Source organism: Enhygromyxa salina, from assembly GCF_000737335.2.
GTDB classification, from domain to species: domain Bacteria; phylum Myxococcota_A; class Polyangia; order Nannocystales; family Nannocystaceae; genus Plesiocystis; species Plesiocystis salina_C.
The window spans coordinates 157,332-180,030 of record NZ_JMCC02000009.1; the positions used below are offsets into that span (position 1 = coordinate 157,332).

24 protein-coding genes and 1 tRNA gene are annotated in these 22,699 nt (G+C 67.1%); 12 read left to right on the top strand and 13 right to left on the bottom strand.

All coding sequences use genetic code 11. The features are described from left to right. The first annotated feature begins 39 nt into the window (after positions 1–39). The 3 genes from DB30_RS04885 to DB30_RS04895 all read left to right on the top strand — a co-directional run bounded on the left by DB30_RS04885 (position 40) and on the right by DB30_RS04895 (position 3,212). Positions 40–1,191: a DUF3108 domain-containing protein gene (locus tag DB30_RS04885; protein WP_165703630.1), complete on the top strand. Its 1,152-nt coding sequence runs from the start codon at positions 40–42 to the stop codon at positions 1,189–1,191. A gap of 82 nt (positions 1,192–1,273) precedes the next feature. Next, entirely contained in the window at positions 1,274–2,701 is a 1,428-nt protein-coding gene (locus tag DB30_RS04890) for a serine/threonine protein kinase (protein ID WP_052546799.1), read from the top strand. Between the two features lie 7 nt (positions 2,702–2,708). Next, the gene (locus tag DB30_RS04895; RefSeq protein ID WP_052546800.1) at positions 2,709–3,212 is read left to right on the top strand and encodes a gamma carbonic anhydrase family protein; all 504 of its coding nucleotides are present in this window, start codon (positions 2,709–2,711) and stop codon (positions 3,210–3,212) included. Here the strand turns inward: DB30_RS04895 and DB30_RS04900 are convergent. Further along, positions 3,209–3,586: a DUF3703 domain-containing protein gene (locus tag DB30_RS04900; RefSeq protein WP_338082181.1), complete on the bottom strand. Its 378-nt coding sequence runs from the start codon at positions 3,584–3,586 to the stop codon at positions 3,209–3,211. The genes DB30_RS04895 and DB30_RS04900 overlap by 4 nt on opposite strands. Before the next feature lie 71 nt (positions 3,587–3,657). Here DB30_RS04900 and DB30_RS04905 point away from each other — a divergent pair, with 71 nt between their 5' ends. Then, on the top strand, positions 3,658–4,248 hold the full coding sequence (locus DB30_RS04905) for a hypothetical protein (protein WP_146658054.1): 591 nt from the start codon (positions 3,658–3,660) through the stop codon (positions 4,246–4,248). A gap of 24 nt (positions 4,249–4,272) precedes the next feature. Here the strand turns inward: DB30_RS04905 and DB30_RS04910 are convergent, their stop codons facing one another. After that, entirely contained in the window at positions 4,273–6,108 is a 1,836-nt protein-coding gene (locus DB30_RS04910; protein WP_165703631.1) for a histone deacetylase family protein, read from the bottom strand. A gap of 103 nt (positions 6,109–6,211) precedes the next feature. Here DB30_RS04910 and DB30_RS04915 point away from each other — a divergent pair, with 103 nt between their 5' ends. Both DB30_RS04915 and DB30_RS04920 read left to right on the top strand, forming a co-directional pair. Then, positions 6,212–6,970, top strand: a complete 759-nt coding sequence (locus DB30_RS04915; protein WP_052546804.1) for a FadR/GntR family transcriptional regulator — start codon at positions 6,212–6,214, stop codon at positions 6,968–6,970. Next, on the top strand, positions 6,967–7,662 hold the full coding sequence (locus DB30_RS04920; protein WP_052546805.1) for a sterol desaturase family protein: 696 nt from the start codon (positions 6,967–6,969) through the stop codon (positions 7,660–7,662). Before DB30_RS04915 ends, DB30_RS04920 begins: the two co-directional genes overlap by 4 nt. Before the next feature lie 10 nt (positions 7,663–7,672). On the opposite strand, the gene DB30_RS04925 is transcribed toward DB30_RS04920, so the two are convergent. Then, a complete protein-coding gene (locus tag DB30_RS04925) occupies positions 7,673–7,921 on the bottom strand; it encodes a hypothetical protein (protein ID WP_052546806.1) in 249 nt (82 codons plus the stop codon). A 214-nt stretch (positions 7,922–8,135) separates the two neighbouring features. Between DB30_RS04925 and DB30_RS04930 the strand changes: the two genes are divergently transcribed. Further along, positions 8,136–9,317, top strand: coding sequence for a hypothetical protein (locus DB30_RS04930; protein ID WP_153258232.1), 1,182 nt, complete (start codon positions 8,136–8,138; stop codon positions 9,315–9,317). A 192-nt stretch (positions 9,318–9,509) separates the two neighbouring features. Here the strand turns inward: DB30_RS04930 and DB30_RS04935 are convergent, their stop codons facing one another. From DB30_RS04935 to DB30_RS04960, 6 genes are all read right to left on the bottom strand, one after another. After that, entirely contained in the window at positions 9,510–10,970 is a 1,461-nt protein-coding gene (locus DB30_RS04935; protein WP_052546808.1) for an HNH endonuclease signature motif containing protein, read from the bottom strand. A gap of 94 nt (positions 10,971–11,064) precedes the next feature. After that, positions 11,065–11,283, bottom strand: coding sequence for a hypothetical protein (locus DB30_RS04940; RefSeq protein ID WP_146658057.1), 219 nt, complete (start codon positions 11,281–11,283; stop codon positions 11,065–11,067). An 89-nt stretch (positions 11,284–11,372) separates the two neighbouring features. Continuing rightward, complete coding sequence (locus tag DB30_RS04945; protein WP_052546810.1) at positions 11,373–11,756, bottom strand: hypothetical protein; 384 nt, start codon at positions 11,754–11,756, stop codon at positions 11,373–11,375. 77 nt (positions 11,757–11,833) lie between these two features. After that, complete coding sequence (locus DB30_RS04950; protein WP_146658058.1) at positions 11,834–13,201, bottom strand: hypothetical protein; 1,368 nt, start codon at positions 13,199–13,201, stop codon at positions 11,834–11,836. Next, on the bottom strand, positions 13,198–13,413 hold the full coding sequence (locus tag DB30_RS04955) for a hypothetical protein (protein ID WP_052546812.1): 216 nt from the start codon (positions 13,411–13,413) through the stop codon (positions 13,198–13,200). Before DB30_RS04955 ends, DB30_RS04950 begins: the two co-directional genes overlap by 4 nt. Before the next feature lie 81 nt (positions 13,414–13,494). Further along, positions 13,495–14,076, bottom strand: a complete 582-nt coding sequence (locus tag DB30_RS04960; protein WP_052546830.1) for a Uma2 family endonuclease — start codon at positions 14,074–14,076, stop codon at positions 13,495–13,497. A 74-nt stretch (positions 14,077–14,150) separates the two neighbouring features. Here DB30_RS04960 and DB30_RS04965 point away from each other — a divergent pair, with 74 nt between their 5' ends. Next, positions 14,151–15,512, top strand: coding sequence for a M1 family metallopeptidase (locus tag DB30_RS04965; protein ID WP_052546813.1), 1,362 nt, complete (start codon positions 14,151–14,153; stop codon positions 15,510–15,512). Between the two features lie 13 nt (positions 15,513–15,525). On the opposite strand, the gene DB30_RS04970 is transcribed toward DB30_RS04965, so the two are convergent. Beyond that, positions 15,526–17,232, bottom strand: coding sequence for a hypothetical protein (locus DB30_RS04970; RefSeq protein ID WP_052546814.1), 1,707 nt, complete (start codon positions 17,230–17,232; stop codon positions 15,526–15,528). A 218-nt stretch (positions 17,233–17,450) separates the two neighbouring features. On the opposite strand from DB30_RS04970, the gene DB30_RS04975 reads away from it, so the two are divergent. Both DB30_RS04975 and DB30_RS04980 read left to right on the top strand, forming a co-directional pair. Next, a complete protein-coding gene (locus DB30_RS04975) occupies positions 17,451–18,239 on the top strand; it encodes a radical SAM protein (RefSeq protein ID WP_052546815.1) in 789 nt (262 codons plus the stop codon). A gap of 17 nt (positions 18,240–18,256) precedes the next feature. After that, on the top strand, positions 18,257–19,420 hold the full coding sequence (locus DB30_RS04980; RefSeq protein ID WP_052546816.1) for a rhomboid family intramembrane serine protease: 1,164 nt from the start codon (positions 18,257–18,259) through the stop codon (positions 19,418–19,420). A gap of 4 nt (positions 19,421–19,424) precedes the next feature. Here DB30_RS04980 and DB30_RS04985 read toward each other — a convergent pair whose 3' ends face one another. Further along, complete coding sequence (locus tag DB30_RS04985; protein WP_052546817.1) at positions 19,425–19,955, bottom strand: hypothetical protein; 531 nt, start codon at positions 19,953–19,955, stop codon at positions 19,425–19,427. A gap of 80 nt (positions 19,956–20,035) precedes the next feature. Here DB30_RS04985 and DB30_RS04990 point away from each other — a divergent pair, with 80 nt between their 5' ends. Continuing rightward, positions 20,036–20,704, top strand: coding sequence for a hypothetical protein (locus DB30_RS04990; RefSeq protein WP_052546818.1), 669 nt, complete (start codon positions 20,036–20,038; stop codon positions 20,702–20,704). A 57-nt stretch (positions 20,705–20,761) separates the two neighbouring features. On the opposite strand, the gene cysC is transcribed toward DB30_RS04990, so the two are convergent. After that, entirely contained in the window at positions 20,762–21,346 is a 585-nt protein-coding gene (gene cysC, locus DB30_RS04995; protein ID WP_052546831.1) for an adenylyl-sulfate kinase, read from the bottom strand. 660 nt (positions 21,347–22,006) lie between these two features. Between cysC and DB30_RS05000 the strand changes: the two genes are divergently transcribed. Continuing rightward, positions 22,007–22,078, top strand: a tRNA-Pro gene (locus DB30_RS05000). Positions 22,079–22,081: 3 nt separating this feature from the next. Here DB30_RS05000 and DB30_RS05005 read toward each other — a convergent pair. Then, on the bottom strand, positions 22,082–22,678 hold the full coding sequence (locus DB30_RS05005) for a hypothetical protein (RefSeq protein WP_052546819.1): 597 nt from the start codon (positions 22,676–22,678) through the stop codon (positions 22,082–22,084). Positions 22,679–22,699 lie beyond the last annotated feature (21 nt).

A 22,699-nucleotide genomic window follows, 5' to 3' on the forward strand; every position in this document is an offset into this window, starting at 1 on the left:
CAGTGCGCCGAGCGGGTGGACATCCTAACATTGCCGGAGATGTTCTCGACGCGCGCGATCACTGCTGCCCTCGCGGTCCTCGTCACGTTCTCGCTGGGCACGCCGGTTTTGGCCGCGCCGGCCAAGCGAGATCAGACCCAGATCGCCCGTCAAGCCCAGGAAGAAGCGCGCGCGCGGGCGGAGCAGCGCGGGTCGATCGACGACAGCCAGCCGCGTCGCTCGACCCGCGGGGACGGGAGCCGGCTCCCGCGCATGCACAGCCCCATGGTCCACGCCAGGCCCAAGCCCAGCCGCGAGCCCGTGATCGGCTGGTCGTCGGCGCTCGGGGAGCCGGAGTTTGATGATCGTCGCCGCCGCCTTCCAGCCGCGCCCGTGCCCAAGGGCTACATCCCCGCGATCCACGTCGGCGAGCGCTTCGTGTTCGACGTGTACTTTGCCGGCAACCCCGCGGGCCTCGCCGAGGCCGGGGTCGTGGAGTACCAGGCGGATCCTCGGGGCGACGCCCCGCAGGGAAGCGGGATGTACCGGCTAGAGGGTCAGGCGGTCACGTCTGGGGTCGTCTCGCTGCTCGCCTCCATGGAAGATCGGATGATCACCTGGATCGACGCCGGGGATGGCGCGGTGATCTCCAGCGTCAACATCCTGGATCGGGCCGGGCTCGGGGTTGGCAAGGGCTACAAGCGCCGCGTCACCGAGATCGAGTACGAGGGGCGGGGCAGCATCCGCATCACCGACGCCAAGGACGAAAAGACCACAAAGATGACGCGGCAGGTCCCGCGCAACACCTTTGACCCGCTCTCGGCGATGGCCTGGGTCCGCTCGCTGGACCTCGCGGAGGGCGAGACGGTCTCGGCTCACGCGATGGACGGCAAGGTCCTGCTCAAGGTCGAGGTCATCGGCCGGGGCAAGGCCAAGCTCGACCCCATGCCCAGCGTCGCGCAGGGGCTCGGGGTCAGCCCCGACGACGTCCACCTGCTCGAGGGCACCTTGTCCTGGGTCGACCGCTACGGGACCGTACGCGAGGATCTACGCAAGTACAGCTTCCGCGCGTATGTCACACATGACGATCGGCGCCTGCTGCTGGCGATCGAGACCGATATGTGGCTCGGGGTGCTGAAGTTGGTGCTCAACCGCTACGATCCGCCCAGCGCCGGGCACGGGGGCGCCGGCCCCAGCCCCCGGCCGGACTGAACCCATGACCGGGATCGTCTAAAAACGCCAACGATTCCGCGTCCGGCCAGCTTCGACGTTACAATCCGCCGGCGACGGCCCCATGGCGCAGAACTACAAACCACTCTACAGGCTCGCGGCCGGCGGCATGGCCGAAGTCTGGGTCGCCCAGTCGGTCTCGGTCGCGGGTTTCAAAAAGAAGGTAGCGATCAAGCGCATCCTTCCGGGGCTGCTCAAGGACGATCGTTTCGTCCGCATGTTCCTGGATGAGGCGCGGCTGAGCCTGCACTTCAACCACGCCAACGTCGTCACCGTCTTCGACCTTGGTAAGTCCGACGAGACCTACTTCATCGTGATGGAGTACGTCGAGGGCACGACCCTCAAGCAGGTGCTCGAGCACTTGCAAGAGCGGGGCAAGAAGGTCCCGCTGCCGCTGGTCATCTGGATCCTCAACGAGACGCTCAAGGGCCTGCAGTACGCCCACGACCTCAACGATCCCGACACCGGCGAGCCGCTGCACGTCGTCCACCGCGACATCTCGCCGCCAAACTTGCTGATCTCGTGGAACGGCGAGGTCAAGCTGACGGACTTTGGTCTGGCCAAGGCGACCTCGCAGCTCGAGTCGACCGACGCGGGCGTGGTCAAGGGCAAGTTCAGCTACCTCTCGCCCGAGGCCGCGCACGGTCAGCCGGTTGACGGGCGCACCGACGTGTTCGCGGTTGGCATCCTCGCCTACGAGATGCTGACCATGCGTCGGCTGTTTCTTGGCGACACCGACTACCAGACCGTCGAGGCGGTCCGGGCCGCAGAGATCCCCAGCATTCGGGCCCAAAACCCCGAGGTCTCGGCCGAGCTCGAGCAGATCATCCTCAAGTCGCTGACCCGCGACGTCAACGATCGCTACCGCAACGCGGCGGACTTCGCCGACGCGCTGCTCGGGTACTTGTTCGAGAACCGGCTCAAGGTCTCGGCCCGGGATCTATCGACCTTGATGGGCGACCTGCGCGAGCGCAAGGAAGCCGAAGACAAGGTCAAGGCCAAGACCGATCTCAACTTGATCGAGCAGCTGATGGCCGAAGAGCTGGCCAACTTCCGCTCGATCGATGAGGACAGCGGCGAGGGCGACACGGGCGAGGCGGCCGGATCGCGGGCGCTGCTCGAGGACGAGTTTGATTCTTCGGCGCCGCTCGTTGATGGCCTCGATGATCTGTTGGGTCCGGCCTCGGATCCGCCGCCGATGTCGTCGAGCCCGGGCTCGTCTTCAACCTCGGGCGTGGGGACGATGTTGGGCACGGGCGTGGGTCGGTCGCCGCTGCCGATCAAGACCGCGGCCCCGACCAAGCCTCAACCCAGGCCCGAGCCAGAGGACCCGCCCGAGATCGAGGAGCCCCAGGTCGCCGCGACGCGGCTGCCAAGCCCAGCCCCGCGCGAGACCTCGAGCAACGCGGGGATCTGGGTAATGATCGCGCTGCTGTTGGTTGGCGGCGGCGCGGCGGCGGCGTGGTATCTGCAGCTGATCCCGGGGTTGTGAGCGGCGCATGATCGAGCCCTTCGCTGGCAAGCTTCCCCGGATCCACCCGAGCGCGTTCGTGCACGCGGCCGCCGTGTTGATCGGCGACATCGAGATCGGCGCCGAGTCGAGCATCTGGCCCAACGTCACCCTGCGGGGGGACGACGGGCCGATCTTGATCGGCAGCCAGACATCGATCCAGGACAACTCCTCGATCCACTGCACCGAGGGCTTGTCGTACACGCGCGTGGGTGATCGCGTGACCGTGGGTCACATGGTGGTCCTGCATGGCTGCACGATCCAAGACGACGCGCTGATCGGCATGGGCTCGGTGGTGCTCGACAACGCCGTGGTCGAGTCGGGGGCGCTGGTCGCCGCCGGGACCTTGGTGCCGCCGCGGAAGGTCGTGAAGGCTGGGACGGTGGTCGCGGGCAACCCAATGCGGGTGCTGCGAGAGTGCACCGAGAAGGACCGCGAGATGATCGCGTTCTCTTGGCGCGCGTATGTGAAGCGGGCGGGCGAGTATCGCTAGGCGGGAGTCTTGCCGTCGTCCTGGGCGTCCTCTTGAAGGAGCGCGCGCAGGTCAGGCGGGATCTCCATTGGTTGAAACGCGCTGACGTTCGCGCCGCCCGAGTTGCCAACGGGGATCCGCCCGATCGCCGAGCCGACTACGCCGCCCGGGATGCGCAGCAGTTGACCGATGATCTCTCGGAGGTCGCGGCGCCGCCAGCCCACGCGCAGCATCCCGACATGACTGCGCAGGTGCGGGACCACGTAGCGCTGGCCAAGCACGTGGGCGCGCTCGTAGCAACGAAACGCGGCCGCGTCGTCGCCTGTGCGCAGGTGCTCGTCTGCGCGCTGCATCTCCAGTTCAAAACCGCCGCGCAGAGCTGCTCGCACACCCACAAGCTACCCGATGTCCGAGCGGAGTGACGGGGCGACGAGGTTTTTCGGGCCGGACGCTGATACGATGTCCCATGCTTCCCTGCCCTGGTTGTCAGCGACACATCCGCCCCGATCATTCCGCTTGTCCGTTCTGCGCGCGGCCGACCGCGTCCGCGGCCACGCTGCCAACCGCCGGCTTGAGCTTGGCGTTCACGGCCGGCTTGAGCTTGTTCGCGTGCACGACCGGCGACGACAGCTCGGACACGCAACAGGAACAAGAACTCGACGAGCAAGAATTCGGCGGGGCGGACTACGGCGGGGCGCCACCTCCGTGTGACGACACCGACGACGCGCAGCTCTTGGTCGTGGGAAGCAACGCCGTCGACACCACGGACGCGGTCAACGTGTTCGAGTCCAGCTGCGATCAGCTGTCGGGCACGGGCGCCGATGTAATCTACAAGTTCATCCCGGAGTCATCGGGGATCTACAACGTCACGCTCGTCAACCCCGACTTCGAGGGGTGGCTGCTGCCGTTCGGCGACTATCTGTGTGAGCCGTATTCCCCTGGGGAGTGCGTGCCCGCGCAGGCCTTGGAGATCCAAGCCTACGTGGGAACGTCCGCCTACATCATCCTCGACGGCACAGCTGGCGGGACCGCGACGATCGACATCAGCGCGAAGTGAGCGGCTCCGAATTATGGTCACGCGCTACGTGACAATCTCGAACTGCGCCTCGGTCTGGGCCTTGGTCGCGCGCTGCTGCCAAGCGTCGTCAAACCGTCGGCGCAGCGCCGGACTCGAGGGCAAGATCAGCGGCGCCGGCTCGTAGCTGCGCCGCTCCTTGTCGCTTGGGTCGCGCACGCGTCCGTGCTCGACGGCGTTGCTGGCCTCGGCGAGCGGCAACCCACCCAGCAGCCGCTGCAGCGCGAGAAACCGACCCTCGGCGACGGGATCCAGAAATTTCATGCGCCCGTGATAGTGCGCGGCCACGTGATAGTGCGAGGGCACGACCACGATCCCGTCGAGCTTCAGCCGCTCACACACGACCAGCATCAACATAGCGACGTCATCGAACATCCGCAGCCCCGGGTGCCGCTGACCCGGCAAGGGGACACGCCCGGCCGACCAGCTCACGCGAGGGTTTTGCAGCAGCATCCACTCGATGCGCAGCAGCTCCATGCTGGGGATCGTCAGGCGATCACGGGACACGCGGACCTCGATCAGCAGCAGCTCGTCGCTGGCGTCGCCAAACACCCGCACGGTGTCGCCGGTCTCGGGATCACGCGCGATCTCGATGCGGGGCTCGAAGTCCAGCCTGCGCAGGCGCGGCAGCACGCCATAGCGCTCGAGCGCGAGCTCGATCCCGGCCGGCGTGTAGTAGCCCAACACCTTGCCGGGACCTCCAAGCCCGCCATCGGGCGCGGCGCCAAGTAGATCCGACTCGTCGAAGTGGAGCTCACCCGGCGCGGTGCCCGAGAGCTCGCGTGGATCGATGACCTGGGCCAGATGCCGATAGCGCTCGAGGGTGATCGTTGCTGTAGAGGGCAGGCGCGGTTGGCTAGGGCCCCCGAGCGCTGCGATCAGTCCGCCCGCGCTGTGCCGCCACGCGTCGCTGCCGTAGCCGCCCGCCAGCAGCCACACGATTGACTGAATGCCGCGCCGACGCAGCTGCGTGATCACATGGTGATCCCGCGCGAGCATCCCGGCGTCGCTGATGTTCCAGTTGCCAAGTCCGTCGTCGTGGGCGGGATCGCAGCCGGCCAGGTAAAACACCAAGTGCGGGCGGTGGCGGTCCAACATGGGGCCCAGCTCTGCGCGCAGGGTTGCGAGGTAGCCGGCATCTTCCACGCCGTCACCCAGGGCGATCGCCGTCGAGGCCACTGCATCGGTTGGCCCCCAGTGGGAATTGTGGATCGAGAAGGTCCACACCGAAGGGTCATCGGCGAACAGCGCCCGGGTGCCGTCGCCGTCGTGGATGTCTAGATCGATCACCGCGATCGGCTCGGTCATCCCGCGGCTGCGCAGCTCGGCAACCGCGACCGCGACATCGTTGATCAGGCAAAACCCCCGGCCCCGATCGCGGTGGGCGTGGTGGAAGCCGCCGCCAAGGTTCACGGCCAGCTTGTGCTGGCGACGGGCCGACCACGCGGCGAGCAAGGTGCCGCCGGTCATGCGGCGCTGCAGCTCCAGGATTCGCCCCGCGACCGCGGGCGGCAGCGACATGCCAAAGGTCGCTTCGATCACCGCGGGGGTGGTGAGGCTGGCGACGTAGTCCAAGTCGTGCACCCGCTCGAGCTTGGTCAGCGGCGCGAGGTCGGGGATCACGACGGCGTCGCGGCCGACCACGCCCTCGCGGACCAACGCCGCCAAGATCCGCTCGCCGCGGAGCCCGTCGATCGGCAAGCCGGGGAGCTCGTGCCCGTACCCCTGCGTGTAGACCAGCACCGCCGGCTCGCCGCGGAGCGTGGCCTCGAACCGGCGGAGTCGATGGCGCAGCGAAAGGGGCAGCCAGTTCTTTGGCTGCAGCTGCCTCGCCTCCACCATGCCCACGAACTGTAGCCATGGTTCTGGGTGATGCGACATCGATGGAGAGCCGTAAGTGGTCAGACCAGTTGATCACCGTTCCATCTGGTGATATCGATCGGCCATGACCCTCGGGCTGGAACCGGTGGCGCGCAGCTCGCTGAGCGACGCTGTGTTCGACCAGATCGCCGCACAGATCCTCACCAGCCGGATCGAGCCTGGCCAACCGCTGCCGTCAGAGCGGGATCTGTGCAAGGCGCTAGGGGTCAACCGAGGGGCGCTCCGCGAGGCGCTCAAGCGCTTGGTCCAAGCCGGGCTGATCGAGCAGCGCCACGGCGGCGGCACCACGGTGCTCGACTATCGGCGCAGCGGCGGCCTGGATCTGCTCACCCGGCTGCTGCTCGCGCCCGATGGCCAGCCGGATCTGAAGGTCGCGCGCGCGATCATGGAGATGCGCGCCGCGCTCGCCCCGGACATCGCCAAGCTGTGCGCGCAACGGGCCACGCCGCAGCTGATCCCGCAGCTGCGCGCGGTCATCCGCAACATGCAAGCGGCCGCAGCGCCCGAGGATCTCGAGCGGCTGCAGGTGTTGTCGCTCGAGCTGTGGGAGCTGCTGGTCACCGGCGCCGACAACATCGCGTACCGCTTGGCCTTCAACACGCTGCGGCACACCTATGAGCAGATCCGCGAGGCCTTGGTGATCGCGCTGGCCAACGAGCTGCGCCAGGTCAACGCCTGCCATGCCCTCGTCGAAGCGGTCGCGGTGGGTGATGCCGCGCGCGCCCACGCTCGCGCCACCAAGATCGTCGAGCGCGGCAGCGAAGGGGTCTTGGCCGCGCTCGAGTTGTTTGACCAGCTGCAGTCTGGAGCACCCCGAGCATGATCGACTCCAAGCCCAAATATGCGCGCGCGCGCGATCTAACCCTCGGGCAGGCCGGCGCGATCTGGCTGCGCGAGCTCCAGCCAAAGTTCTTGCTGCTGCACCTGTTTGGGTGGGTTGGCTATCGCGTGTATCTGCTCGGCCAGGGCGACTGGGGCTGGCTCGATCTGGTTCCGGTCGCGTTGCTGCTGGCGCTGCACCCGTTCGCAGAGTGGATCATCCACGTGTTCATCCTGCACCACCGGCCCCGGCAGGTGCTGGGTCTACGCTGGGACTACCACGCGGCCCGCATGCATCGGCTGCACCACCGCGATCCTTGGGACCTGCGCTTCGTGCTGATGCCGCTGCCGATCATGGTGCTTGGCCTGGCGTTGGGGGCCGTCGTGTTCTGGCTGCTCGCGCCCACCGCTGGGGTGTGGGCGACGACCATGATCGCAACCGCTGGGATCGCGGCCTACTACGAGTGGATCCACTTCCTGACCCACACCAGCTACCGCCCCAAGGGTCGCATCTACGAGCGGCAGTGGCGGCTGCACCGGCTCCACCACTTCAAGAACGAGCGCTACTGGATGGGGGTCACCCGGCACCTTGGCGACCTGGTGCTCGGGACCTTCCCAGATCGCGCCAACGTGAAGACCTCGAAGACCGCGCGAACCCTGGGCTTGCTCGATCCGCCGGCCGGCGAAGATGCTTGAGCCCGCGGGCTCAGGTGCTGCAGTTGCAGGTGTATGAGCTCGCGTCCGAGGGCCGATCCGCGTGGTCCATCTCATCTTCTTTGCACATCTCGAGCCCCGCATCGACGTCGTCGAGGGCCTCGTACACGATGTCGCCGCGGCCGACCTCGCTGTCGTCTTGGGCCTTCCACACGACCTCGCACGAGACGTCTTTCTCGGACGAGCAGGCGCCGAGCAGGCACGCGAACAGGAAGGTTGATGTCCAGATGATGTGCTTCATGGCGACGGCTCCACGGGAAATCTATCAGGTATCGGGGGGTGTTGGGTCGGTTGGTGATCGCTCGGTTGGCGGGTGAGTGGGGGATCAACCGACATGAGGGTTCGCTGAGATCGTCGATTGGCGGGTGGGGCAGGGGGCCACAGTCCCCTGTTTACGTCGTTAAAGTGACTCGATGAAGGGGGCGCGTGCGGTGGACATGCTATGTTGGGCCGTCGTGGCCGGTCTGCCGACCTCCCGGCACCTGCGGACCTCGTTGATCGGAACGCTCGTGCTCTTGTTCGCTAGCTGCGAGGGCCGAACATTGCCGCCGCAGGACGACGGGATCGGCTTCGGCGAAGACGGCGACGGCGACGGCGATCCCAACACGGGCGACGGCGACGGCGACGGCGACGGTGATGACGACGGCGATGACGACGGGGTCGACACCGGAACTGCCCCCTGCCTCGCGGTCGTCAACGACCTGGTGATCACCGACGACACCGCCGCGCAGTCAGTCGACTGCGTAGAGGAGGTGCTTGGGGATCTGACGATCGGCCCAACCACGCAGCTGGTCAACCTAGACATGCTCGCCAACCTGCGAGCGGTCGGTGGCACGATCGACGTGTTTGGCAACCTCTCGCTGACCAGCCTCGAGGGGCTCGAGCAGCTCGAGCAGGTCGGCTGGCTGCACGTGCGTCGCAATCACAACCTTGGCGATCTGCACGGTCTGGACGGGCTCGGCTCGGTCGATCACATCACGATCAGCAAGAACGCTGGGATGACCAGCCTCGCCGGGTTGCCGGATCATATCGCCCCCAGCGCGCTCGAGGTCGCCGACAATGACCTGCTGCCAAGCCTCGACGGCCTGCCCTTGTTTAAGCTGGTGAGCGGCGGCAAGCAGATCGCAATCGAGATCGAGGGCAACCCTTCGCTCGTGGATCTGAGCGGGCTCTCGGACTGCTGCGCGTCGCAGCAAGCTTCGCTGGTCATCGACAGGAATCACGCGCTCACGGACCTCGACGGGCTCGAGGGCTTCCTGCGGCTCGAGAGCCTGCGTCTGTACGACAACTACGCCCTCGCTGATCTAGACGGGCTCGAGAACTTGATCGAGGTCCAGACCCTCGAGGTGAAGTACGACCATTGCCAGCCAGACATGCAGGCGAGCTTGATCGACTTTGGCCAAGCTACGAGCTTGGCCAGCGTCAACGTGCTGGAGATCGAGTGGGTCCCGAGCATGACCAGCCTCGACGGGCTCGAGGCGCTGACCGAGCTGTCCAAGCTGGTGGTTCGCAACAATGCTTCGCTGCCGTATGCGGACGTGCTCGCGCTGCAGGGCGCGACCAAGCCGGGGATGGTGCTGGTGTGTGGCGGCGTCGACGGACCGGAGTGCTCGAACACTCCCTGCCCGATGTTTTAGACCCCCACAGCCGCCTTCGCACTTCAGGTCACTCGCTTCGCTCGCTCCCGACGGGTAGGCTGTTCGCGGGGGTATGTGTGGCCCCCTCGAAGGCCTCGAAGGGGGCTCTCGTCTGGGCACCAACGGCTGGGCGGGTACCTCGCCATTACGTGGGAGCTGGCTTTAGGCCCCCACAGTCGCCTTCGCAATCGCTCAGTTGGTCGTTTCCACGCGTGCAGCCGCCGCCCGGCTCCTGTCGGCGATGAACATCCAGTCCAACGCGTCCGAGAGGTTCATTGGGCGACCATCCCACTTGGGCGTTGTCGTGCTGGCGTCGATGTGTACGTCCGCCTCACGCAAGAACCGCTCGAGAGCCTCTAAATCTTGGCCGCTCCCTACGCGCGGGGGCGCGGCCAGTATCGTGTGACCGCGCTGATCGATGAACATGATCTTGTCAGCTCGAACCTCCACGGACAGCCCGCCCTCGTGAATCATGCGATGGTGACCGGGGCAGACGAGTACTAGATTCGCCAAGCGGGTTGGGCCACCTTCAGCCCACGCCTGAATGTGGTGACCATGAAGGTGTCGCTTTCGCCCGCAGCCCGGCACCCGGCACCCGCCGTCACGCAGCCACAGCGCGCGCGTGATCGCGGAGGGGATCGAACGCGTGCTGCGACCGACGTCGAGCAGCTCCCCCTCGGCGCCGGTCACGACGTCGACCCGGGCGCTGTCGCACGCCAGCATGCGCGCCACGTGAAGCGGCACTGGCGTGCCATCACGCAAGAACCCACCGACCCCACCGGGGCCGTGCTCGAGTTGGTCCCTCGAGGTGATGACGACAAGCTCGTAGCCGGAGCTGAGCGTGCGGGGGCTGTGCTGTAGATAGGCCCGCGCGACATTGACGATCGCGTCGGCTTGCTGTTGCTGGAGCTGCTCGCCGTAGGTGGCCGACAGTGGGTCTGCAGGCATGCCCGCGGAGGCTTCCGCGGAAGCCTGTGGCTGGGTCGGATCAGTGGAGGCTTCCGCGGAAGCCTGTGCGTTGGGCGCCTGATCGGTTGGCGCCGCCGCGGAGGCTTCCGCGGAAGCCTCGGCCTCGCCGGTCGACATGGCAGATTGCATGGCTTCCCAGACCACAGCAGCCTCCTCTGGAGTCAACTGCATCTCGATGCGAACCATGCCCCCAAGGGTCTCGGCTCGCCGGACGAAGCGGCGCTGGTCTCGCGGCAGCTCGCCAGGGATCTCTGCATCGACGCGGCAACGCTTGTAGGCCCGGGTTAGAAGTTCGATCTGCGACGCGGTCGCGTGGACCGCAGCGTCGATGAACTCTTGCTCGTTCTCGGGCGTGGCGACACGCGTGATCGCCCGGACCTTTGAATAGCTGAGCTCACCCCGGCTAAACAACGCATCAACCGCTGTCAATGTGCCGAGCGCCCGCGCAACCCGGACCTTTTCGCGTGCCGCCTTGAGCCCAATGCTGATCCGCCAGCTGAGCCAGTGCGCACATGAGAGAAACCCCGTGCCGCCCCAGGCTTCGTGGGCATCGAAGACCCGAAGCCGCGTGATGAGGGCATGCTCGGCGACGTCGATTCGTGCGGCAAATGTAGCGATCTCATCGCCGATTGCCTGAAGCTGCTCTTGGTTCAACGAATCATGCAATGTCGCGGCATCGGACATCTATACATTGTACATATCCCAATGTTCAGGTCAAGCGCCAAAGAGTGAACACGAGGCTCGCAGAGAGTTCCCGGGCGGGCCGCGGGTCCGCGGGTTAGCGATGAAGGGCTGGCCGTCGGCGTTGCGTCCGGGCGATCTCGTAGGCTCGCGGACCGACGATTTCCGCCCGTCCCTCCTCGATTCGACCACTGATGTAGATGCCGAACGGCCCGACCATTGTCATCATCAAGAACGAGAGCGCCAGGCCCTCGAGGTGGTACCTTGCCGCCCAGACGCCGAGCGGCAGGCCCAGGACGGTAGCGAGGATCGACAAGCGCCGAAATTTCCGAGGCTCCTTCCTTCGGCGCCGGTGGAGCGCACCTGCCCTGAACGGGACCAAGTTGGTCGTGAGCACGCGCCCGATCAGCTCGTTGAAGGCGGGACCACGGATGAACTGGGCGAAGCTCGCGTCGCGCGCTGCTCGAGGCGGCCCTCGGTCTCGAACAAGACCATCAGCAGACCCTCGAGGGTCGAGGCCGCCACACTCACGGGCTCTGGGGTCCGAACGAAGTGGGCGACCAGGGAGCGCGGCGTGGTCCAAAACCACAGCTCGGTGGCGCCAAAGCGGACGCCAGCCTCGTCGAGGCGCAGGACGTAATGATGAGGGTCCGCGAGCTGGTGCCGAGCGAGCTTGGCGAGCCCCGCCTGAGCGTCGATCTCGAGCGCGCCGTGATCGACAAATTTCGCCTCGCGCTCGAGCGCTCTGACCAATTCATTGGCGACGGAGTCAGGGGGATCGACGCTCACGAGAGCGGACCGTAGCACCTGGCCCGCGAGTTTCGTCGTTTATCCTTGCGCGTCGTGAGCGAGCCAGGGCTTGGCACCTAACCGCTCAGGGCCACACCGGCCACTCCGTATGCAGCGGCGAGGTCGCTGAGCGCGGACCAGCTGGCGAAGTCGTCGAGCTGCCAGTCGCCTCCCCGCAGCTCGAGCCGACCGTAGGCTTGATAATAGTCGCGATGCCAAGCACCAACAGACGGCAGCGACGCGTCCACGCGCACGACTCCAACCAAGATCACGTCGGTCACACCGGCGTCGTGGAGCAGCTCGAGTACCTGGGTCATGCGGGCTAGAGAGACCCGCTCATCAACGTAGAGATGCAGCGGCCGCACGATGGGGGGCGGGGGCTCGTCGTCGTTCCAGGTTCCTCGCGTGTCGTCGTCGAAGGTCTCAACAGCTTCTCGCAGGGCGGCCGCGAGCGCGGCGTCACTCATGCCGACCTTGCCGGTCGGGTCTGCCTCATGGGCGCTCCACCACGGCGACAAGAACGCGCGTACCTCACCGCTGGCGAAGACCTCGGCGAGTCCGAGTTCATCGCCATGCGTGGTTCCGGTTGCATCGAGGTAGCGCCAGATGTAGCGATCATCGAGCTCCTCGATGCTGCGGGCGTGCAACTCGAGCGGACTCGTGTGGACCGTGAATTGGTTGGTCGCTTGAATGGCCGACGCGTACAGGTCGGCGCTGTGTTGGCACCGAACGATGGACTCCCGCAGGTCCTCGCGAGGGAGGCGCGTTGTGACGAACACGAGCGACCCGAGCACGAAGCAGACGATCGCGGCCGCGCTGACTCCCCGCGGCGCTCGCCAACCCCGAAGCCCTGCGCGCCAGGCTGCGTGGCCGGCGGGGAGCAACAGGCCCGCCGCGAGCGCACACGCGGCCAGGGCTGCCCCACGCACGAGCTCGAAGCCGCGCATGTGCGAGCAGCCAGAGAGGTACTTCATGCATTCGCCGAAGAAGCGCGGGGGCTGATCAGTGAACCACTCGAGCAGCGGGGCGAGGAAGTTCTCGAAGCGAGAGTCAACGACCGTGGCGGCGGCGAGCAGCGCGACCACCGGAACCAGCAGCGGCGCGGCGACGCGACGCAGCTGCGAGCCCGTCACTCGATCGTGTTGACGCAGTCCAACCCAAACCGTGATCGCGCAGCCCCAGCCCAAAGCGACCACGGCGAAGATGCCGTCGCGGAATTCCGCGTAGGCCCACGCGCTCGCGGAGGCCAACTGATCCCGCGGTATGCGGTCGAGGATCTCGCCGGTCTCGGGCGAGATGGCGGGGTACAGCTCGAGGACAGAGGCTCGCGCCGAGGCGATCACGAGCCCCATGCCGACGATCGTGAACACCAAGCCCATGATCCCGACGCAGACTGCCCACCGCCCATTTCGGACGCGGGCCGGTGGTTCCCGTGCCTCACTCACGGCAGGTTCATCCACAGCGTGAGGGGATGCTCCAACCAGTCGAGCAGGCCAATCGTCAAGAGCACGATGCCGGCGGTGGCGAGGGCGAGGGCGACGACATTGTGGAGCGCGTGGCGAGTCATGACCCCCACATGGACCTGAGACTTCGCCGACTGCAGCCGCTGGCGCGTCTGGTTGCTGCGCTGCTCGGGGCTGTTTGTTCGCATCCGCATGTGTGGCCGCCTAGAAGCTCTAGCTCTAGCAGCAGGATCCCGCGCGGGCACGTCGTGATCTCGGAATTATCAAGACGGATCTCATCCGGCGGGCAGGCGTTCCCAGTCGATGCTGAGCGCGTCGAACATCCCGGACGCGAGCTGGCCCTTGGTCTCGCTGATCTGCGGCCGCCCAAAGCGCACGTTTGGATCACTGCGCGAGTACACCGTGACCACGCGCTCGATTGGGTGCACGAGCCAGTAGTGCTTGACGGCGTGGGCCTCGTAAAAGCGCAGCTTCGTGATCTGATCGCGGGCCGCCGTTGAGGGAGACAGCACCTCGATCACCCAGTCGGGGCCGCCCTGAAACCCGCGCTCGTCGAGGCCCGTGTGATCGCAGATCACCGCGAGATCGGGCTGAACCACCGTGTTGATCTGATCCGGCTGGCTGTCGATCGGGCCAAGGCGGACGTCGAAGGGGGCGACGAACACCTCGCAGGGCCGATCGATCAAGAAGTTGGCGATCTGCCGGTAGAGCTCGCCAACGACCCGCTGGTGGATCGTGCTAGGCGCCGGGCTCATCGCCACCGCGACGCCCTCGTGCAGCTCCCAGCGCTCGTCCTCGGGCCAGCGCAGGACGTCGGCGTAGGAGAAGCGCGAGGACTGTTCGGCGGGCTTTGGCACGACGCCCCGAGTATAGTGCGTTTTCAGCTCGGGCGAGGGCTTCTCCCCCGCGGGAACCTGGCCCACGCCTCGACATGCTACGCATCAAAACCACCGCCCTGGTCGTGCTTGCGATGTGCGGATGTCAGCGCGAGGCCAGCGAGCCGCGCGCCGACGCTGCGCCGGTGCCAACGAGCAAGAGCGCGTCCACGCAACCGGCGGCGGACCAGCCGAACCCACCCACCCCCAATCCAGCGCGCGGGATCGCCAACATGGATCTGCAGGTCGACGTTGGCGGGCGTCGAGCGATCGCCGAGCTGAGCTTCGAACCGGGCGCCGCCGGGGCCAGCTGTGGTTTCGTCGCGGATCTCGAGCTCGCGCGGGTCGACCACGCCGGGGCCAAGCTGCCGTTTCGGCGCGACGGCGACACCCTGCACCTGGCGCTTCCGGCTTCGTCCACGCTCGAGCAGGTCCGCGTCGAGTATGTGATCCCCGACGTCGATCTGCGCCTGGGCTGGCTGGCGAACGGCTCGACCTTGGTGTGGCCTGACGGCTGCGGCCGGGTGTTTCCGTGTCACCCGCAGCCGGCGGACGGGCTGACCTTCCAGCTCGAGCTGACAGGCGTGCCCGAGGGGCTGACGGCCGTGTACCCGCGCCAGGTTCAGACCCAGACGCCGGCCTACGTGGTCGCCTGGGCCGTCGACGAGTTCACGCGCATCGATCTTGGCGCGACCGAAGCCGGCACGCAGATCGCCGCGTGGGTCCGCCCCGGCGAGGAGGCGGCGGCGCGCGAGGGCACCGCCACGCTGCGGGCTGGCTTCGAGTTCTTCGAGCAGACCTATGGCGCGTACGCGTTTGGGCCCGAGGCTGGCAGCGTCATCGTGGACTGGCGCGGGCAGGCCTACGGCGGCATGGAGCACCACCCCTACTGGCACGTAGACGTGACCGAGCTCGCCGATCAAGAAGTTCACCTGCATGAAGCCGCGCACGGCTGGTTTGGCGACGGCGTGCGGATCCGGTGTTGGGAGGACTTCATTTTGTCGGAAGGCACGACGAGCTACCTGAGCGCGCGCGCGGTCGAGGCCACGTCTGGGCCCGAGGCGGCGAGCCGGACATGGGCCGACTTTCGTGATCGCCTCGATCGGCTACAGAGCGGGCCACACAGCAAGCTCGCGTGGTTCGATGGCTGCAACGAACACGACGTGATCGCCGACGGCCTGTTCCGCAACGCGTACATGCGCGGCGCGTTCTTTCTGCGCGCGGTCGAGGCTCGGGTTGGACGCGAGTCGCTCGACGCGGCGCTGCGGGCTGTGTATCAGCGTCACGTCGGCGCGGCGCCGGCCGGGGTTGCGGATCTGCTGACAGAGATCCACACGCAGTCTGGCTATGACCCCCGACCTTGCGCCAACGCCTGGCTGCGCAGCGAGACGCTGCCGCTCAGCCTGGACAGCTGTTGACCCCTTCGCCCGTCTACAGCCCCTGAATGCGGGACGCGCTGAGCTCGATGTCGGCCTGCGACCACACGTGCTCGAACTTCTTTCGCACCGCGCTGGCTTCCTTGTCACGGTGCTGGGCGACCAGGCTCTGCAGCAGCCCCAGCATGGACCAACCGTTGTGCGGATACTGCTCGAGGTCACGCCGATACACGGCCTCGGCCTTGGCAGGCTTGCCCGCTCGCAGCAGCGCCAGGCCAAGCGACTGCCGGGTGGGGTAGTACCAAAACGGCGGCTCCATGTAGGGGAGCTTGTCCTGGGTCTCTACGGCCAGCGTGAAGTGTTCGATCGCGGCCTTGTCTTCGCCCTTTGCCATTGAGATCTCACCAAGCAAGAGCTCGTCGGCGATCGCGAGCAGCACGGTCGCCGGGTAGTCCACGCTGTCGAGAAACCGGACTTTGACCGAGTCACGCAATGGCACCAGCGCCTCGCGCTCGGTCCGTGCTGCGTCGAGATCTCCCACGTTTGCGTAGGCGACGCCGCGGGCGTAGTGCCAGATCGCGTTGGAGTACGCCAGCTCGGAGGGTGGCGCTGGCTCGGCCAAGACCTCGTCCCAGCGGCCAAACTGTACGAGCGCCAGCAACGGAATGGTCTTGAAGAATTCGACCGAGGGGTACTCTTCGATCTGCTCCATGTGGACGTTTGCGGCGACCTTGCGGGCGGCCTCTATCGCGACGGCGCTGCGGCCCTCCATGGACGCTGCGGCCCACAAGAAGTGAATGTTGTGCGGGTAGTAGAGCGCCGGATAGAACCCCTGTGCGTTCGATTGAGCGATGTACGCCTCGTCGACCGCAGCGGCCTTCACGTTGGCGTTGGACGCGTCATGATAGCGACCCACCCGCCAATAGATGTGCGCGGGCATGTGGACTAGGTGGCCCGAGCCGGGGATCAAATTCGCCAAGGTGTCGGCGGCCTGCTCGGCCCGCTCGGGCTGCGATGACGCCTCGACCGCGTGAATGTACAGATGCAAGGCCAGCGGGTGCACGGGGTTGCGTGCCATCACGGCCTCGAGCGTGTCAATGACCTCCACGGTGCCGGGCTTGGGGTTGGTTGGATCGAGCCAGTAATCCCACGGCATCGTGACCATCATCGCTTCGGCGAACATGGCCTGGACATCGTCGTTGAGCGGATACTTGCGGGCCAGCTCGCGCATGGCGGCCGCGTAGGCGGCGTCGAGCGGCTCACGGTCCGCTTCGGGGTCAACGCTGTAGCGGGCCGTGAGCGCGTGAATGTAGTCTCGCTCCAAGTCCGACGCGTAGGCCATGCGTTCGCTCGCCTTGGTCAGCGCAGCCCATGCCGCCACCCGCTGCTCACGCGACATCACGGCCTTGCCGTTGCTGGTCACATTGATGTTGGGGCCGGTGGCGAGGGCCTCGCCCCAATAGCAGACCGCGCAGTTGGGATCGAGGCGCTGCGCCGCTCTGAAGCTGCGGATTGCCTCGGCGTGATTGAAGCCAAACGCCAGCACCATGCCCTGATCGAAGTATCGCTGCGCTTCCGGGCTCTTGCTGCTGATCGGATGGTGGTAGTCTCCCATCCCCTCGAGCAACGGCGCGCCGGCCCGGGTCGCTAGGTCGTCACCGGAGTCGGCGACCGGATCCGAGGTCGCTTTGTTCGGCTCGGCGCTCGAACAGGCACCGAGGGCCAGTAAAGTCAACAATGGGACAGTCGTGCGGGTCTTCATCGTCCGCGTAACTATAGTCAGCCTCGCGGTGCCGGCACCGCGGGCGTGGCCGCAAATATGGTGCTTGCGAGCGCCTGCTACCAGGCGCTGACGCCGGTCATCATTGAATCGGGCGACCCGCCACCACAACACCCCGCCGTGTTGTCTCTACGCTCGCGGGCTATCACGGGACCCAGGCAACCCCGGAATAGCGGCCCCGCTTCGTCCGTCGAGGACCCGTGACGCGCCCAGCCTTCGACCCCGAGCGACCGATCGACCGGCCCGTGCGGCGGCTGGTCTCGATCATGGGCAACGGCGGCGGGGCGAGCCAAGCACAGGTATGGGGGCTCGCGCAGCTGCGGCGCTTCGAGCTGGCGACCGCCGAGGGCATGCGTCCACCCACGCCCTTCGCAGCCGTAGTCTCGGCCGAAGCGCTGCTGTCTGCGAGGCCGGCGATCGCCGCGCTGCGGGCCTCTGGATGCGACGAGATCCACGTGCAGTTCGACACCCTTGGCGGCGCCAACGAGCCGCGCGCCCAGCAGCTTGGCCAGCTCGTGACCACGCTGCAGCGCCACGGCATGCGCGTGCATGGGATCTTCACCCTCGGCCAAGATCACGACGACCCGACCTGCTTCGAGCGGCTGGTCGCGTGGGTCGAGGACCAGCGGCTCGCGGAGGTGGAGCTGCGTCTGTGGACCCCCGATCCCGGCGGCGAGCTGATCCGCGAATTGGCCCGGGAGGATCGGGTCCGCCATCGGGATCTGCAGCGATGGGACGGCGCGCACGTGGTGGTGACGCCAGCCCAGATGAGCGCGGAGACCTTGTACCGAGGGTGGGTCTGGGCGCGGCGCCAGCTGGGCTCGCTGGGCTCGCGCTGGCGTCGAAGGCCCGCGCGGCTGACGGCGCTGCCTGGCTATCTGCTCGAGGTTGGCTGGGCGGCGCTCGCACCTTTGCGGGCCCGCGCCCGGGCCCGCGAGCGGCTGTTGCCCGCGCTCGGAGTTGGCCTGGTGATGCAGGCGCGGCTGTGAGCGGTATAAACCCTGGCGTGAGTGAGCAAGACCGCGAGGGCGAGGTCGTATCGTTGGCAGATGGGCGCGCGCGGGCCGAGGCCCGCGAGGCCGAGGTCCGCCGTCAGCAGGCCCGCGAGCAAGCCAAGGTCGAAGCGGGTCAGCCGCGACCCGCCCCGTGGCTGACCTACGTGTTGATCGGCCTCAACGCGCTGGTGTGGGTCGTGATGGTCTCGCTTGGCGTCGATCCCTACGAGCCAAGCACCGACGCGCTGATCGAGTTTGGCGGCAACTTTGGGATCCGCACCAGCAACGGCCAGTGGTGGCGGCTGCTGACCTCGATGTTCCTCCACGGCGGCATCTATCACATCGGCTTCAACCTCTACTTCATGTGGGTGATCGGGCGGCTCAGCGAGCAGATCTACGGGCCCTCTGCGTACGCGGTGATCTACTTTGCCAGCGGCATGCTCGCGAGCATGCTCAGCGTCGCGTGGGAGCCGGCGGCGGTCAGCGTTGGGGCTTCGGGGGCGCTGTTCGGGGTGTTTGGCGCGCTGATGGGGTTCACGATCCGGCGCCGCGGCGTGCTGCCGCAGGCGTTCGTGGTCTCGGTCAAGCGCAACGCCTTGATGCTGATCGGTCTCAACGCCGTGGTCGCCGTGGTCGTGCCCGGCATCGACATCGCGGCGCACGTTGGGGGTCTGGTCGCGGGGGTTGGCCTTGGCTACTTGATCTCGCAGCTCGCCGAGCGGCCGGTCTCGACCCCTGCCGAGGCCAAGCGCGTGCGCGTGCGGGCGCTGGCGGTCGCGTGCGCGGGAACCATCGCGGTGCTCGCCGCTGGCGGGACCGCGCTGCACCTGCAAGACTGGGATGACCCCACGGACGCGCTCAGCAACGCCTACGATCGCGCCGTCGCTGCCGAGATCGCCTACAACGAGTCCGCGGGCGACCTCGCCAAGCGCTTGGTCGTGCTCGAGCAGCAGGCGATCCCCGCCATGCACGAGTGCAGCACCGAGCTCGCCACGCTCGAGCGCCTGCCCAAGCGCGCGCGCGAGCGGGTCGACATGTGGTCGCGCTACTGCGACCTGGCAGGCCAAGCGTTCGCGAAGGATCTCGAGGGGCTACGCAACGGCGACGACGCTACGCTCGAGCAGGCTGCGGCGCTCTACAGCCAGGCCGCCGCGGCGCTCGAGCCAGAGGAGTGAGCGCTCAGTCCAGCTGGAATGGCTGCGGCGGAATCCAGTGCTGCTCCGGCGCGAACAGGTCACCGCAGCGCTCACGCAGGAACGGGTGCGCCCGCACCTGGGTGAGGATCTGATCGAGCCGCGCCTGTGAGATCCATGGATCCCGGGTGTGGATCGACAGCCCGGGTGGCGCGCCAAAGTTTGAACGCGCGTACCAAGTCACCGTCCACTGATAGCTTGGGTCGACCAGCACCACGGTGAAGCGCAGGGTCGACAGCAGGCGCGACCCGGTGCCGCGCGAGCAAAACGTCCCCGGCCGCTCGGCCACCCCGGTCTGGACCAGCAGCCGCGCGCGCGGTCGGCCAAGCAGATCCGGCGCCCGAAACCGTCGCGCTTCGAGCACCCGTGCGCAGCCGCCCTGGGTTGGCGCGAGCGCGTCGTAGTCGATCCGGGCGTGGGCGCGACGGCGCCAGAACCCGTAGTTGGAGACCAGCACGTACCACGCCCCCAGCAGGCGCCCGGGGTCGATCTCGGTGGCGGGTTCGGGGACGTCCACGCAGAGCCTTGGCACTGGCCTTAGCACTGCGCCCCGGTGGTTGTCGAGCGGCGACCCGGGAGACTCGATAAGGTGGCGCCATGCGGAATTCGATCTGGGTTTGTGTGTCGATGCTGGCGCTCGTTGCATGCGCTGACAAGACCGTGGTCGGGGGGTTGGACGCTGGCATGGAGTCCAGCGGCGACGGCGATGGAGATGGAGAGTCGACGGGCGACGGTGACGGTGACGGTGACGGAGAGTCGGCCGGCGATGGCGACGTGCCGGTCGAGCATCCCAACACGGGCGCCTACTTGTTGGCCGTCGAGACCAATCTTGGCCCAGACCTACCCCTGGTGTTCATTGCAACCATCACCCTCGAGCTCGCCGATGATGGCGTCACCTGGCTCGCGGACTTTCATCTGCAGCCGCTGAGCATGAACCAGGGCGAGAGCGACCCGGGCGAGCCGGTTGGCCCCGCGCTCGAGTACCTCGACGTGGTCATCGTCGACGACGGCTTCAAGCTGGACATGGGCGAGGTCGACGTCATGGCGGCGGCCAATCCGATCACGGGCAGCGACCTCACGATGATCGGCGCGCTGCTTGGTCAGTTCGTCGGCAGCGACGCGCTGTGCGGCGACCTCGAGGGGATGCTGGTGAGCCCGCTCGAGGCCGACCTCGCAGGCAGCAACTTTGCGGCGATCAAGGTCGCCGACATCTCACCCGAGGCGCTGCCCGTCAGCTTTCCGTACCGCTGCGACATGCTGCCCTGATAGGTCGCGGGATGGGTCGCGGGATGGGACGCGGGATGGGTCGGGGGCCCACAAACTTCAGCCAAGCTTGCCGGCTTCACGCAGCATCTGGATCACGCGGTCGCGTTGCTCGTCGAGATCGCCGCCGCCGATCGCCCGCAGCTCGGGGGACTGGGGCTCTTCGTAGGGAGCCGAGATGCCCGTGAAGTCGGTCAGCTCGCCCGCGCGCGCGCGCTTGTACAGACCCTTGGGATCCCGCTGCTCACACACCGCGAGCGGCGTGTCGACCCAGACCTCGAAGAAGTCACCCTCGCTGAAGCGCGCCCGGGTGGTCGCGCGATCCTTGGCGTAGGGCGCGATGACGGCGACCAGCACGACCAGCCCCGCGTCGACCATCAAGCGTCCGACCTCGGCGATCCGCCGCACGTTCTCGCGCCGATCCTCTGGCGAGAACCCGAGGTCGGCGTTGAGTCCATCGCGGACCACGTCACCGTCGAGCCGGTAGGTGTGGACCTCCAACGCATGGAGCTTGCGCTCGACCGCGCGGGCCAGCGTGGTCTTGCCCGAGCCGCTCAGACCTGTGAGCCACACGAGCGCGCCCTGGTGGGGCTTAATCTGCTCGCGCTCGGCGCGGATCAATGGCTTCGGATCGACGTCGCTCATCGGGCGGCGAAGGTACCGCCGCCGGTCGCTGATGTCGACCCGCATGCTCCAGTTGGCGCTGAGCCCGCGGCGGACCGCCCGATGAACCCCGGTGCTCCCCGGTGCTCCCCGAGGCTCCCCGATGCTCAACTATGATGATTTTCTCGAGTGCCAGCTTGACAGCCCCACAACCTGCAAGTAGATACATTGAAGCTCCGCTAAGGAGTCATGGATCATGAACGCGCGAACGCTTCACCTCGAGATCACGGTCGAGCTCCAGCACCTGCTGTCGAGCCCGCCAAGTCCCGCTTAGGGCGAACGCCCCGCGCTACATCGCTGATTTGAGCGAAGCGCCACCGTAACAACTAAATACAGCGTTTCCAACGTTGCAAGCCGTCGCTCTGGGGCCTGCGTGGCCGCAGACGTCGACGCCGACCTGCCCAACACGTGGACCACTGGCGCCCGCCAATGTCCATTGATTTGGCAATCGCAACAGTTGGCGACGCGGGTATGACCGATGCACGGGATGTGGCGCAGACTGGCTAGATTCTTCCGCACGTCGTGCGTCCCATGGACACAGGAAAGCGTGTTCAGAGCCCCCTCCAAGGGGGCCACACATACGACCGTGCACAAAATCCGGCCATCCCGATTCAACGTACACCAACTCTACACAATCAACGACGGAACGTGGCGCAGCGGCAGCGTGCCCGCTTTGGAAGCGGGGGGTCGTGGGTTCGAGTCCCACCGTTCCGATCTCTATCGATACGGGTCACCCGTGACGGCCGTGAGCGTGCGCAGGAACGCCACCAGCAGCACGACCGCGCCCTCGAGGTCCGTCGCCGTGGCCTCGAGGTGCATGGTCGAGGTGTGGGCGTTGGGCCAATAGTTGCGTGCCCGCTCGCGCTCGCGGGTGTCGGCGAGGGCCAGATCCGGGAGCCCGAGGTCGCGCAGGCGCTCGACGACGTCGCCTGGCAGCTCGGCGACGGCCAGCAGCCACGCGTCGAGGAGCTCGCGGCCGCGCTCGCGTGGGGCCTCGGCGCCGATGTACACGATGTCACCGACCATCGACTCGCCCGCCTCGGCCCGCAGCAGGATCAGGTCGAAGTGGTCGACGACACGGTCGAGCTCCTCGGCCGTCACGCGGGTGCACGCCACGAAGGGCTCGGGCGCGAGACCGGCGACGACGTCGAAGGGGTCGCGGGCGTGATCATCGGCGGCCGGCAGCGGCAAGCTCTCGCGTCGGCGGTCACGCCTCGCGCGTCGCCGGGCGCGGGCCGACACCCGCCGACCGGTGAGGTCCCAGGCCAGGTTGCCGAGGCCGGCGGCGACCAGCAGCGTGATCTCGACGATCATCTGGGACGAAAATAGCCCGAG

Coding starts and splice junctions, on each gene's coding strand:
- DB30_RS04885 (WP_165703630.1), top strand. CDS start 40: ATGTTCTCGACGCGCGCGATCACTGCTGCCCTCGCGGTCCTCGTCACG.
- DB30_RS04890 (WP_052546799.1), top strand. CDS start 1,274: ATGGCGCAGAACTACAAACCACTCTACAGGCTCGCGGCCGGCGGCATG.
- DB30_RS04895 (WP_052546800.1), top strand. CDS start 2,709: ATGATCGAGCCCTTCGCTGGCAAGCTTCCCCGGATCCACCCGAGCGCG.
- DB30_RS04905 (WP_146658054.1), top strand. CDS start 3,658: ATGCTTCCCTGCCCTGGTTGTCAGCGACACATCCGCCCCGATCATTCC.
- DB30_RS04910 (WP_165703631.1), bottom strand. CDS start 6,108: ATGGTGGAGGCGAGGCAGCTGCAGCCAAAGAACTGGCTGCCCCTTTCG.
- DB30_RS04915 (WP_052546804.1), top strand. CDS start 6,212: ATGACCCTCGGGCTGGAACCGGTGGCGCGCAGCTCGCTGAGCGACGCT.
- DB30_RS04920 (WP_052546805.1), top strand. CDS start 6,967: ATGATCGACTCCAAGCCCAAATATGCGCGCGCGCGCGATCTAACCCTC.
- DB30_RS04925 (WP_052546806.1), bottom strand. CDS start 7,921: ATGAAGCACATCATCTGGACATCAACCTTCCTGTTCGCGTGCCTGCTC.
- DB30_RS04935 (WP_052546808.1), bottom strand. CDS start 10,970: ATGTCCGATGCCGCGACATTGCATGATTCGTTGAACCAAGAGCAGCTT.
- DB30_RS04955 (WP_052546812.1), bottom strand. CDS start 13,413: ATGCGGATGCGAACAAACAGCCCCGAGCAGCGCAGCAACCAGACGCGC.
- DB30_RS04965 (WP_052546813.1), top strand. CDS start 14,151: ATGCTACGCATCAAAACCACCGCCCTGGTCGTGCTTGCGATGTGCGGA.
- DB30_RS04970 (WP_052546814.1), bottom strand. CDS start 17,232: ATGAAGACCCGCACGACTGTCCCATTGTTGACTTTACTGGCCCTCGGT.
- DB30_RS04990 (WP_052546818.1), top strand. CDS start 20,036: ATGCGGAATTCGATCTGGGTTTGTGTGTCGATGCTGGCGCTCGTTGCA.
- cysC (WP_052546831.1), bottom strand. CDS start 21,346: ATGAGCGACGTCGATCCGAAGCCATTGATCCGCGCCGAGCGCGAGCAG.
- DB30_RS05005 (WP_052546819.1), bottom strand. CDS start 22,678: ATGATCGTCGAGATCACGCTGCTGGTCGCCGCCGGCCTCGGCAACCTG.